At 71.6% G+C, this 11,748-nt stretch carries 10 protein-coding genes; 6 read left to right on the top strand and 4 right to left on the bottom strand.

Annotation, left to right across the window (positions count from 1 at the left end):
* Positions 1-77 precede the first annotated feature (77 nt).
* The 4 genes from ACZ7L7_RS30125 (at position 78) to ACZ7L7_RS30110 (ending at position 4,457) form a co-directional block, all read left to right on the top strand.
* Positions 78-899: a Tat pathway signal sequence domain protein gene (locus ACZ7L7_RS30125; protein WP_472077668.1), complete on the top strand. Its 822-nt coding sequence runs from the start codon at positions 78-80 to the stop codon at positions 897-899.
* 49 nt (positions 900-948) lie between these two features.
* Positions 949-2,271 (top strand): copper amine oxidase, encoded by a 1,323-nt coding sequence (locus ACZ7L7_RS30120; protein WP_285515769.1) that lies wholly within the window; start codon positions 949-951, stop codon positions 2,269-2,271.
* A 112-nt stretch (positions 2,272-2,383) separates the two neighbouring features.
* Positions 2,384-3,622, top strand: coding sequence for an SAV2148 family HEPN domain-containing protein (locus tag ACZ7L7_RS30115; protein WP_472077667.1), 1,239 nt, complete (start codon positions 2,384-2,386; stop codon positions 3,620-3,622).
* A 112-nt stretch (positions 3,623-3,734) separates the two neighbouring features.
* Positions 3,735-4,457: a 3'-5' exonuclease gene (locus ACZ7L7_RS30110; RefSeq protein ID WP_285515767.1), complete on the top strand. Its 723-nt coding sequence runs from the start codon at positions 3,735-3,737 to the stop codon at positions 4,455-4,457.
* A 54-nt stretch (positions 4,458-4,511) separates the two neighbouring features.
* On the opposite strand, the gene ACZ7L7_RS30105 is transcribed toward ACZ7L7_RS30110, so the two are convergent.
* Both ACZ7L7_RS30105 and ACZ7L7_RS30100 read right to left on the bottom strand, forming a co-directional pair.
* Complete coding sequence (locus tag ACZ7L7_RS30105) at positions 4,512-5,021, bottom strand: YbaK/EbsC family protein (protein ID WP_471430861.1); 510 nt, start codon at positions 5,019-5,021, stop codon at positions 4,512-4,514.
* The gene (locus ACZ7L7_RS30100) at positions 4,991-5,932 is read right to left on the bottom strand and encodes a DMT family transporter (protein WP_285515765.1); all 942 of its coding nucleotides are present in this window, start codon (positions 5,930-5,932) and stop codon (positions 4,991-4,993) included. Before ACZ7L7_RS30100 ends, ACZ7L7_RS30105 begins: the two co-directional genes overlap by 31 nt.
* A gap of 81 nt (positions 5,933-6,013) precedes the next feature.
* Between ACZ7L7_RS30100 and ACZ7L7_RS30095 the strand changes: the two genes are divergently transcribed.
* A complete protein-coding gene (locus tag ACZ7L7_RS30095; protein ID WP_285515764.1) occupies positions 6,014-6,919 on the top strand; it encodes a LysR family transcriptional regulator in 906 nt (301 codons plus the stop codon).
* Positions 6,920-6,926: 7 nt separating this feature from the next.
* On the opposite strand, the gene ACZ7L7_RS30090 is transcribed toward ACZ7L7_RS30095, so the two are convergent.
* Positions 6,927-7,778 carry a phosphotransferase enzyme family protein gene (locus ACZ7L7_RS30090; protein WP_471430858.1) on the bottom strand — a complete coding sequence of 284 codons (852 nt, stop codon included), beginning with the start codon at positions 7,776-7,778 and terminating at the stop codon, positions 6,927-6,929.
* Between the two features lie 135 nt (positions 7,779-7,913).
* Between ACZ7L7_RS30090 and mgt the strand changes: the two genes are divergently transcribed.
* A complete protein-coding gene (mgt, locus tag ACZ7L7_RS30085) occupies positions 7,914-9,110 on the top strand; it encodes a macrolide-inactivating glycosyltransferase (protein WP_285515762.1) in 1,197 nt (398 codons plus the stop codon).
* A gap of 74 nt (positions 9,111-9,184) precedes the next feature.
* Here mgt and ACZ7L7_RS30080 read toward each other — a convergent pair whose 3' ends face one another.
* A complete protein-coding gene (locus tag ACZ7L7_RS30080; protein ID WP_285515761.1) occupies positions 9,185-11,449 on the bottom strand; it encodes an MMPL family transporter in 2,265 nt (754 codons plus the stop codon).
* Between the last annotated feature and the right edge of the window lie 299 nt (positions 11,450-11,748).

Genomic DNA, 11,748 nt, shown 5'->3' with positions numbered 1-11,748 from the left:
ACCAGGCATACCAGTGATGCCGAACCAGTGGGGCAGACGAATACTCCCGGGAACCCCCGGGGAGTAGGGGGAAACACGTGCGCAGGACAGTGCACCGCCATCTGGGCAAGGTGATGGCCGGCGCGGCCATAGCCTTGGCCGGGACCGCGGCCATGGTCGCGGTCACCCTGCCGGGGACGGCGGGGGCCGACGAAGCGGGAGGAAAGAACAACGGGGCCCAGGCGGGCGCGCAGGGGCAGGCGCAGGGCAGCGGTCAGGACCAGGCCGTCGAACCCGGCGTCGTCCAAAAGGCACCCGCCGACGGGGAGAAGGGCACCGGACGCGACCCGCTCACCGACTCCGAGCTGGACCGGGCCGAGCAGATCGCGCTCAACCAGCAGATGCGGCGATCCAGTGAGGACGTCGAGGGCGACCGGGGCCCGCAGCGCCTCGCCGTCGACCTGGCCGAGCCGGAGGCCGACGAACTCGACGGCGCCTCCGCGCCCCGGCGCGCCGAGGTGACGTTCTACGACTACAAGAACGACACACTCGTCATCAAGACGGTCAACCTCGACACCGGCAAGGTCGAACGGACCAGCTCCGAGCAGGGCGTGCAGCCGCCGCTCAGCCGGGCCGAGGACACCGAGGCCGTCCGGATCCTGCTGGCCGACCCGCTCAGCGCGGGCCTGAAGGCGGACTACAAGGACGCCACCGGCAAGGAGCTGACCTCCCCGGACCAGCTGGAGATCGACAGCATGGTCTTCCGGGCCGAGCCCGGAGCCCAGCCCACCGCGCTCGACAAGTGCGGCGAGCACCGCTGTGCCCGGCTGTTCCCGAAGGCGCTCAACGGCCCGTGGATCGACATGCGGCACCTGGTGATCGATCTGAGCGCCCGCAAGGTCGCCGAGCTCAAGCGCTGACCGTTCCCTTTTTCCGACTTCGCTCCTTACGCAAGGGAGTCACTTCTTCATGCGTGTCAACAGAATGAGCCGTGCCCGTACGCGGACGGCCCTGGCCGCGTTCGCCGTGGCCGGCCTGACGGCGGGTGCCGCCGCGGGCGCCGGCCCGGCCACCGCCCAGCCCAAGGCGGCACCGGCCGCCGCGCCCGACTGCAGCGCGGCCTACCGCATCGAGCAGAAGCTCGCCAACGGCACCACGTGGCGCATGTGCTGGCGCCACGAGGCCATGGCCGGGATGGTGATGGAGGACATCACCTACCAGCCGCCCGGCGAGAGCAAGCCGATCAAGGTCCTCAACAGCTCCCGGCTCGCCCAGATCCACGTGCCCTACGACGACGGCTCGGAGGAGTACGACGACCTCACGAGCTACTACTTCGGCGCCGGCCTGGAGAACCTGGCCGCCGGCGAGTGCCCGGGCGGCACCATCCGCACCGTCAAGGTCCGGATGCCGGGGGCGAGCGAGACCGAGAACGTCAAGGGCCTGTGCACCACGACACGCGCGCGTGGGCACGCGTACCGCATGCACTCCTACACCATGGACGGCACCGAGAAGCTGTACCAGAAGCAGGGCAAGGACCTGCTGGTGTACGCCGTCAACAAGGTCGGCTGGTACGAGTACATCACCGAGTGGCGGTTCTCCGACGACGGCTCCATCCACCTCAACGTGGGCGCCACCGGCAGCCTCGCCCCGCAGGACTACGACGCCGCGGACGGCCGGGGCTGGCCCGTCGGCAAGAACAACAAGGCCCGCGCCCTCAGCCACAGCCACAACGTCTTCTGGAAGCTCGACTTCGCGCTGGACGGCTCCTCCAAGGGCCGGATCGAGCAGTACGACTCCAAGGTGACGCCGCGCCAGCCCGGCGACCGCGGGCCGACGAACAAGACGACCGTCACCAAGATCACCAAGGAGACGGCGGGCGACGCCAAGAACATGCGCTGGTGGCGTGTGGTCAGCGCGACCGGCAAGAACAAGGACGGCCACCCGCGCTCCTACGAGCTGGTCGCCGGACCCAACGCCAAGTACTCCGGGCGCTCCTTCACCAAGCACGACGTGTACTTCACGCAGTACAACAAGTGCGAGAAGTACGCCAGCAACAACAAGGGCAACTGCCCCTCCGGGCACCCCAAGTCGGTCGACAAGTGGGTCAACGGCCAGACCCTGACCAACCCCAGCATGTGGGTGAACGTGGGCTTCCACCACATCGCCCGGGACGAGGACCAGCAGCCCATGCCGGTCCACTGGCAGGGCTTCTCGCTGGCCCCGCGGGACGTCACGGCTATGAGTCCGCTCACTCCGGCCGCGCTGGCCGGTGCGAACGGCCGCCTCGACTGAGGCAGTTGAGAAATCACCCTGTCCATCCGGCTGCACCGTCGACCGCTCCCGGAGTACTCTTCCTTGATCGTTGGGACGGGGAGAGCTCGGGGGAGCGGAAGGCGGTGCGCGGGTGGGCTCGGGAGGGCTGGAGTTGCCCCCTGGTGACGAGGGTCACGAGGGGAACTCCACAGACGTCCCGCCCGGCACGGTGTCCCTGGCCAGGCCCATGGACGCCGGTGCCATCGGACCGGAGCTGGAGTGGGACGCCGAGGCCTGGCACGAGGTACGGACCCGCGCCCAGCGGGCCGGCCGGGCCTACATCTGGCTGAACCTCGTCGAACAGCGGCTGCGCGCGGTCGTGGCCGCTGTGCTGCGGCCCATCTACGAACCCGTCCACGGCGACGACTGGGTGGTCGCGGCCGCCGGACCGGCCGGCCAGGAGTGGGTGCAGCGCGCGGTCGCGGTACGCGAAGTCAGCCGCCGCAAGGGGTACTTGCTGGACCCGGCCGACGACAACGTGCTCAGCTTCCTGACCCTGCCGCAGTTGCGCGAGCTGATGGTGCAGCACTGGCCGTGCTTCGAGCCCTACATCGACGAGCGCCGGGACGTCGAACTCGCCCTGGACGAGCTGGAGGTGACCCGCAACGTCGTCTCCCGCAACCGGGCGCTGTCCGAGGCGGTCCTCGGCCAGGCCGAACGGGCCTCCGCGCGGCTGCTGGAGATCCTCGGCGCGGGCGGCGACGTGCCCTCCGCGCGCCGGCTGCCGGTCGACGCGGTGGAGGACCTGGTCGGCGACCGGTACGGCGACGTGGTCGCCGTCCACCCCGACCGGGTGCGGCTGCTGCGGCAGTTCCCGGCCGAGGACATCTTCGGCGGGGCCCGCCGCCTGGACGCCATCGGCATCGGCCTCAATCTGCTGGTGCAGAACTTCTCCGGGCGCCGCCTGGTCCGGCTCGCCGAGTCCGGCTGCCGGGTGCGGCTGCTGTTCCTGAACCCGGCCTCCAGCGCGGTCAAGCGGCGCGAGCGGGAACTGGGCATCAAGCGGGGCGAACTGGCCCGCTCGGTGGAGATGAACATCCTGCACATGCGCCGGGTCCGCGCCCGGCTGCGCGACCCCGGCGCCTTCGAGATCCAGGTCTACGACGAGACGCCCCGCTTCACCGCGTACCTGGTCGACGGGGACGGCTCGGACGGCATCGCGGTGCTCCAGTCCTATCTGCGCCGCACCCGCGGCATGGAGGCGCCGGTGCTGGTGCTGCGCGGCGGGCACCGGGTGGTCAAGTCGGGCGAGGTGGACGACAACGGGCTCTTCCCGACCTACCGCGAGGAGTTCGAGGTGGCGTGGGCGGATTCGCGGCCTGTGTCCTGAAGTGCGCGCAGGACGACGGCGCGGTAAGCGGAAGGCCCTCCTTCGATTGTCAGTGGCACGTGCGAAGGTGGAGGCCACTGGGGGAGAGCACCACCGAGGAGGGGGACCGCCCATGGGCTGGCACCGTGAGCTGCTGATCGGATTCGACCTGGAGACGACCGGCACGGATCCGCGCGAGGCGCGCATCGTCACCGGGGCGGTGATAGAGGTCCGGGGCGGGCAGACGCTGGGGCGCAGGGAGTGGCTCGCGGACCCGGGCGTGGAGATCCCCGCGGACGCGGTGGCCGTGCACGGCATCAGCAACGAGCGCGCGGCGGCCGAGGGGCGCCCCGCGGACCAGGTGGCGGGCGCCATCGCGGACGTCCTCGTCGGGTACTGGAAGACGGGCGTCCCGGTCGTCGCCTACAACGCCGCGTTCGATCTGAGCCTGCTCTCCGCCGAACTGCGCCGCCACGGACTGCCGTCCCTGCGCGAGCGGCTCGGCGGCATTGACCCCGGCCCGGTCATCGACCCGTACACCATCGACCGCTGGGCCGACCGCTACCGACGCGGCAAGCGGAACCTGGAGGCGGTCTGCGCGGTCTACGGCGTCCCCCTGGACACCGCCCACGACGCCACCTCCGACGCCCTGGCCGCGGCCCGCCTGGCCTGCGCCATAGCCGACCGCCACCCCAAGATCGCGGCCCTCGGCCCGGCGGAGCTCCACCGCCGCCAGATCGGCTGGTACGCGGAATGGGCGGCGGACTTCCAGGCCTTCCTGCGCCGCAAGGGCGAGACGGACGCGGTGATCGACGCCACGTGGCCGCTGCGGGAGCCGGCGGACGAGCGGGTGTAGGGGGCGCGGGGCCCAGGCCCCGGGGGAGAGGGGACGGGCTGGGTCTGGCGCCACCTACACGGGCGTCGCGGTATTCGTCGGCGCCGCGATGCGGGCCACGCGTGGGTTTGCCAGCCGTTCGTAGTCGGTGCCGGACAGGCACAGGGAGCGGTCCAGGCGGGCGGCGTTGAAGTAGAGCTCCGGCCGGGACACCACCTCGGGATCGGCGACGACTTCCAGGTCCGGGTCGAAGCTGAAGGGGAGGACGGTCCCCGGGACGGTGTAGGCCAGGCGTTCCGCTGTTGCCGGGTCGCTGAAGCCCGCGTAGCGCGCCCCGTACAGCTCCCGGACGGCGTCCAGGTCCACGCGGCGGTCCCCGGGGACGACCGCGAGGACGTGCCGGGTGGTGCGGCGGTCGACCTTCACACGGAGGACGATGCACTTCGCCGCCCGGGACGGCGGGTGGCCGCGCAGGGCCGAGACGGCGTCGGTGGCGCCCTCGGGGGCGTGGTCGAGGAGACGGTAGTCGACGCCCGCGGCGTCGAGCAGTGCGATCAGGTGGTCGTAGGTGTCGTGGTCGGGCATGTGAGGTCCTTGGTCGGCGGGGATGGTGCGGGTTGCTCGCGGTGGGCGCGTTCCACCGCCTGGCCCCAGTACGTGCCGGTGAGCATCAGCGCCGCGCCGACGCCGGTCAGTGCGGTCAGGTGCTCGCCGCCGAGGGCGACGCCCACCGCGACCGCCCACAGCGGCTCGGTGCCCAGCAGCAGGCTGGCCCGGCTGGCGGAGCTGCGCTGCACGGCCCAGGTCTGCGCCAGGAAGGCGAACACACTGCAGAACAGGGCCAGATAGAACAGCTGCGTCCAGGTCGCCGCCGACGCCCGCGCCAGGGTCGGCAGGCCCGCGCCTACCGCCGGCAGGAACAGCACGGTGCCCACCACGGTCTGCACCGTCGTCAGGTGCAGCGGGCGCACCGCCCGGCCCACCGTGAGCCGTCCCACCAGCACCACATGCCCGGCCCGGACCAGCGCCGCGCCCAGCATCAGCAGGTCGCCGAGGCGCGGCGCGTGAAAGCCGTCGCCGCCCATCAGCAGGGCGACGGCGAGGACACAGAGACCGGTGGCGGCGTAGAAGGCGGGCGGCAGTCCGCCGGAGCGTCCGGCGCGGTCGAGGAGCGGGGTGAGCACGATGGTCAGGCTGATGATGAGCCCGGCGTTGGCGGCGGTGGTGTGGGCGACGCCGTACGTCTCCACGACCAGCACCGCCGCCTGGGTCAGGCCCAGCGGCAGCCCGGCGCGCAGCTCGTCCCGCGTCCAGCGGCGTGCGCTCCGCCGGGAGAGGACGAGGCCGAGACAGGCGAGCGCGGACAGGGCGTAGCGGGCGAACAGCACCAGCAGGACGGGCAGGGCGGCGGCGGCCGTCTGGGCGGACAGATAACTGGAACCCCAGACGACCGCGACGAGGAGGAGTACCGCATCGGTACGGCGGACGTCGGACACGCCCCCCACGGTGCACCGCAACGTCCGTGAAGCCCAGTACCAGCTTCTAAAAGGATCTTTTAGCACTCCTACACTGTGACGATGGACGAACGCCAGCTGAGGATCCTGCGCGAGCTCGGTGAACTGGGCAGTGTCACGGCCGTCGCCGAGGCCCTGCTGGTGACCCCGTCGGCCATCTCCCAGCAGCTCAGGCTGCTGCAGCGGGCGGTCCCGGTCCCGCTCACCGAGCGGCAGGGCCGACGCCTGGTGCTGACCGACGCCGGTCAGGCGCTGGCGGGCGCGGCCGTGGAGGTGGAGACGGCGCTGGCGCGCGCCCGGGGCAGCGTCGAGGAGTTCGTGGGGCGCCCCGACGGGGAGGTGTCCGTCGCGGCGTTCCACAGCGCGGGCGGCGCCTTCTTCCCCCTCCTGCTGCGGGCCCTTGCCGGTCCCGGCCGACCGGTGCCGAGCTTCGCCGACGAGGACGTACCGCAGGAGGACTTCCCGCGTCTGACCCGGGAGTACGACATCGTCCTGGGGCACCGCCTGGACCACGCCCCGCCCTGGCCGGACACCGTCACGGTGACCACGCTGCTGCGCGAGCCGCTGGACGTGGCCATGCCGAAGGACCATCCGCTGGCCGCGAAGCGCCGGGTCACCCCGCGCGATGTGGCCGACGAGCCGTGGATCACCGTGCACGACGGCTTCCCGGTGATGGCGACCATCGACGCCATCGCGGCCGCCGCGGGGCGCAGGCTCCGGCTGGCCCACCGCATCAACGAGTTCGCGGTGGTGGCGGAGGCGGTGGCCGCCGGGGGAGGCATCGCCCTGATGCCCCGCTGGACCGTGCGGCCCCACCCCGCGCTGACCCTCCGGCCGCTCAGCGGCGTCCAGGCGCGCCGGCACATCGACGCCCTCTACCGCCCGGAGCGCCTGGCCCGCAGGGCGGTCCGCACCGTCCTCACCGAACTCGGCCACGCGGCCCGCGCGATCCGGTCGCGGGAGGACTGAGCGGGCGTCAGAACGGATACCAGCGCACCGTCTCGTCCCCGTCCCGCAGCGACGCCACCCGGCGCCGGAACTCCTCCAGTGCCTCGGGGTTGCTCGGTGCGTGCTGGGCCACCCAGGCGCAGCTCGCCGTCTCCCGCGCCCCGCGCAGCACCGAGCAGCCCTCCCACTCGCGCACGTCCCAGCCGTACGCGGTGACGAAGGCGTCGTACGCGGCGTCGGGCAGGGCGTACCGGTCGCGGGAGAGGGCCATCACCACCAGGTCGTGCTCGCGGAAGTCGCCGGAGAAGGTCTCCAGGTCGACCAGGACGGGTCCGTCGGGGCCGACGTGGACGTTGCGGGGGAGGGCGTCGCCGTGGATCGGGCCGACGGGCAGGCGCGGGGTCAGCAGGCTCGCCGCCTCGGCGAACCCGTCCCGGCGCCGCCGCAGGTACTCCGCGTCCTCCTGGTCGATCGCGTCCCCCGCGAGCCGCAGCCAGCGCTCCACGCCGCCCAGCAGATCGCGCGGCGGCAGGGCGAAGGGCGGGGCGGGCAGGGCGTGCACCACCCGCAGCAGTTCGGCCAGGTCGCGGGGTTCGGCGGGCCGTACCCGCTCGGGCAGCCGGTGCCACACGGTCACCGGGTGCCCCTCGACCAGCAGCGGCTCGGGCTCGGCCGCGCGGACCGCCGGGACGCCCGTCTTCGCCAGCCACAGCGCGATGTCCAGTTCCCGCCGGGCCCGTTGCAGCAGTTCGGCGTCCCGGCCCACCTTGACGACCAGGTCACCGGCGGCGAACACGGCGTTCTCGCCCAGGGCGAGCAGTTCCGCGTCCCGCGGAAGGCCTGCCCCGGCCAGTACGTGCCGGGCCCGCGTCTCGTCCATCGTGCCGCCTCCATGCCGCCCTCGGTGCGTGGTCGTCCGTCGGCAAGTCTCGCATTCCCACAGGTCGGCACGGGTGCACGGCGTCTTCGCCGCAATTGTTTGCACGAGACGTATCGTCTCGTTAGGCTGCTGTGCATGACCTCACCCGCACACATCGCCATGTTCTCCATCGCCGCCCACGGGCACGTGAACCCCAGCCTGGAAGTGATCCGTGAACTGGTCGCGCGGGGGCACCGGGTCACCTACGCGATCCCGCCCGCGTTCGCCGACAAGGTCGCCGAAACGGGGGCCGAGCCGAAGCTGTGGGACTCCACCCTGCCCGGCCCAGACGCCGACCCGGACGCATGGGGCAGCACTCTGCTGGACAACGTCGAGCCGTTCCTGAACGACGCCATCCAGGCGCTGCCGCAGCTCGCCGCCGCGTACGAGGGTGACGAACCCGACCTCGTCCTCATGGACATCACCGCCTACCCGGCCCGGGTCCTCGCCCACCGCTGGGGCGTGCCCTGCATCTCCCTCTCCCCGAATCTCGTCGCCTGGGAGGGGTACGAGGAGGAGATCGCCGAGCCGATGTGGGCGGAGCCGAAGAAGACCGAGCGGGGCCGGGCCTACTACGCGCGCTTCGAGTCCTGGCTCAAGGAGAACGGCGTCGATCTGCACCCGGACCCGTTCGCGGGCCGCCCCGACCGCTCCCTCGTGCTCATTCCCAAGGTGTTCCAGCCGCACGCCGACCGGGTCGACGGGAGCGTCTACACCTTCGTCGGCGCCTGCCAGGGCGACCGCGCCGCCGAGGGCGACTGGCAGCGGCCCGAAAGGGCGGAGAAGGTCGCCCTCGTCTCGCTCGGGTCGTCCTTCACCAAGCAGCCCGCCTTCTACCGGGAGTGCGTCAAGGCGTTCGGGGAGCTGCCCGGCTGGCACCTGGTGCTCCAGATCGGCCGCCGCGTCGACCCGGCCGAACTGGGCGAGGTGCCGGCGAACGTCGAAGTGGCGTCGTGGGTACCGCAGTTGGCGGTGCTGAAGCAGGCCGACCTGTTCGTCACCCACGCCGGCGCGGGCGGCAGCCAGGAGGGGCTCGCCACCGCCACCCCGATGATCGCCGTACCGCAGGCCGTGGACCAGTTCGGCAACGCCGACATGCTGCAGGCGCTCGGCGTGGCCCGGCGGCTGGACACCGCCGACGCCACCGCCGAGGCACTGCGCGAGACCGCGCTCGCCCTCGTCGACGACCCCGAGGTCGCCCGGCGCCTGAAGGAGATCCGGGCTCAGATGGCCGAGGAGGGCGGTACGCGCCGGGCCGCCGACCTCATCGAGGCCGAACTGCCCGTCCACTGAACACGACTGAGGGCCCGTCGACACCCCCGTGGGTCGACGGGCCCTCGGCTTTCACCGGGCCGGGACCGGACCGATCAGACCGGGACGCGTTCGCCCTCGTCGTCGCGCGTCTGGTGCGTGACCGCCTCCGGCGCCTCGTCGTGGGTGAGGTCCGGCATCCGGTTCAGCCAGCTCGGCAGGTACCAGTTGCGTTCGCCCAGCAGTGCCATGACCGCCGGGAGCAGCACACCGCGGATGACCGTCGCGTCGATCAGCACCGCCGCCGCCAGGCCCACGCCCATCTGCTTCATGGACTGCATGGACAGGGTGCCGAAGATCGCGAACACGGCGACCATGATGACCGCGGCGCTGGTGACGACACCCGCCGTGGTGACCACCCCGTGCTTGATCGCCTCGTTGGTGGAGCGGCCCTTCAGCCGCGCCTCGCGGATCCGGGAGACCACGAACACGTGGTAGTCCATCGACAGGCCGAACAGGATCACGAAGAGGAACAGCGGCAGCCAGGTGATGATGGCGCCGACGCCCTCCGCGCCCACCAGGGACGCGCCCCAGCCGTGCTGGAAGACGGCGACCAGGATGCCGTAGGCCGCGCCCACCGACAGCAGGTTCAGCGCGATCGAGGTGACCGCGATGGTCAGCGAGCGGAAGGACAGCAGCATCAGGAAGAAGGCGAAGACCACGACGAAGGCGAAGACCGGGACGACCGCACCCGCCAGCTGGTTGTTGAAGTCGTGGCTGCCCGCGACCTGACCGGTGATCGGCGCCTCCAGGCCGTCGACCTTGCCGAGCGTGGCCGGACGGACCTCGTCGCGCAGCTTCTCCAGGCTCTCGCCCGCCTTGTCCAGGTCGGAACCGCCGACCAGCGGGACGTAGACGAAGGCCAGGTTCTGCTTGTCGTGCAGCTTGATCTCGACCGGGCCCTTCGAGGCGCCCGAGTCCACGGCCTCCTTCTTGAAGGCGGCCAGCGCGTCCTGCACCTCGGCGGAGTTGATGTCGTCCGCCTTGACGACCACCTCGGCCGGCTCCGAGCCGCCGGGGAACGCCTCGTTGACCCGGTTGTAGGTCTGCACGATGGGCAGCGAGTCGCCGAACTCCTGGTCCAGCGTGAGGTTCTGGGTCTTCATGCCGACCGCGGGCGCCGCCACCGCGAGCAGCGCGCCGGTCGCGACGACCACCGAGACCACCGGGCGCTTCAGCACCGCGTTCAGCACGGTCGTCCACATCCGGCTCTCGCTCTGGCCGGCCGGGCGCTTGCGGCGCAGCTTGCTCTCCGGGTGCAGGAAGGGGAGCTTGCCCTTCTCCACCCGGTGGCCCAGCAGCGACAGCAGCGCCGGCAGCACGGTCACCGAGCCGACCATGGCGACCGCCACGACGATCAGCGAGGCCAGGCCCATCGCCTCGAAGTCGGCGATACCGGTGAACAGCATGCCCGCCATCGCCACGCACACCGTGACACCCGAGACCACGATCGCGCGGCCGCTGGTGGCGGCGGCGATCCTGAGCGCCGTCTGCGGGTCGCGTCCGGCGGCCCGCTCCTCGCGCTCACGGCGCAGGTAGAACAGGCAGTAGTCGACGCCTACGGCCAGACCGACCAGCAGCATCACCGAGTTGGCGACGTCGCCCATCGGCATCACATGGCTGACGATGCCCATCAGGCCCATCGTGGCCATGATCGCGGTGATGGCGAGCAGCACCGGCAGCAGGGCCGCGACGATCGCGCCGAAGGCGATGAGCAGAATGCCGAGGGCCACGGGCACGGCCGAGTACTCGGCCTTCTGGAAGTCGTCCCCGAAGGCGTCGTCGAACGTCTTCATCATGCTCGCGCTGCCGATCTCCTCGATCGTCAGCGACGCGTGGTCCTTCTGTACGTCGGCCACCGCGTCCAGCACCGGCTCGACCCGCTCGGCGGCCGTTTCCGCCTCGCCGCGCATGTCGAACTGCACCAGCGCGCTGCGGCCGTCCGCGGAGACCATGTCGGTGTCGTACGGCGAGGTGACGTCGGTGACCTTGCCGGTCTTCTCGACCGCGGCCATCACCGCGTCCACCGCGGCGCGGAACTCCGCGTCGGTGGCCTTCGGGCCGCCGTCCTTCGCCTGGACCAGGACGGTCTCCCCGGCGGGCTCCTCGATGCCGGCGTCCTCGATGATCTGCGCGGCGGTCTTGGTCTCGCCCTTGAGCGCCTGGCTCTCGTCCACGTCCACGCGGCCCGCCGCCGACCCGAGGCCCATCGCCAGGACGACGAACAGCACCCAGATGCCGACCGCGGCCCATCGGTGCCGGGCACTCCATCCGCCGGCCCGGGCGGCCAGGCCCCGCACCCGTATGTCTCCGTTCCCCATGACGGGATTGCCCCCTCGTGTGCCGGTGACAGCCCCCTGCCGCCACCTTTCAGCTTCGAAGGTATGGGCCGGATAAAGCCTTCTCGTCGTGCTGATCGGTGAACTGGACGAGGCGGGAATCATCCCCCTGGACCCCGCCTTCTCCCCACTGGGGAGGAGGCGGCCCCTTACATCTAATTGGGGACTCTTTGTCATTACGAAAGCTTGTTGAGTAAGTCACAGCTGCGTGTAGCGGTTGATCGGCACCCCGGGAATCCGCCAGAGTTCAGCCCAGTCCGCCCCGGCGGACCCGGCCGTCG

The sequence above is a fragment of the Streptomyces sp. NPDC110618 genome (assembly GCF_055657065.1).
This window is presented reverse-complemented; position numbering and strand designations above follow the sequence as displayed.

What these genes read in the sequence shown, in the direction of transcription:
- ACZ7L7_RS30120 (WP_285515769.1), top strand. Translation starts at nt 949, where the DNA reads ATGCGTGTCAACAGAATGAGCCGTGCCCGTACGCGGACGGCCCTGGCC.
- ACZ7L7_RS30110 (WP_285515767.1), top strand. Translation starts at nt 3,735, where the DNA reads ATGGGCTGGCACCGTGAGCTGCTGATCGGATTCGACCTGGAGACGACC.
- ACZ7L7_RS30105 (WP_471430861.1), bottom strand. Translation starts at nt 5,021, where the DNA reads ATGCCCGACCACGACACCTACGACCACCTGATCGCACTGCTCGACGCC.
- ACZ7L7_RS30095 (WP_285515764.1), top strand. Translation starts at nt 6,014, where the DNA reads ATGGACGAACGCCAGCTGAGGATCCTGCGCGAGCTCGGTGAACTGGGC.
- ACZ7L7_RS30090 (WP_471430858.1), bottom strand. Translation starts at nt 7,778, where the DNA reads ATGGACGAGACGCGGGCCCGGCACGTACTGGCCGGGGCAGGCCTTCCG.
- mgt (WP_285515762.1), top strand. Translation starts at nt 7,914, where the DNA reads ATGACCTCACCCGCACACATCGCCATGTTCTCCATCGCCGCCCACGGG.
- ACZ7L7_RS30080 (WP_285515761.1), bottom strand. Translation starts at nt 11,449, where the DNA reads ATGGGGAACGGAGACATACGGGTGCGGGGCCTGGCCGCCCGGGCCGGC.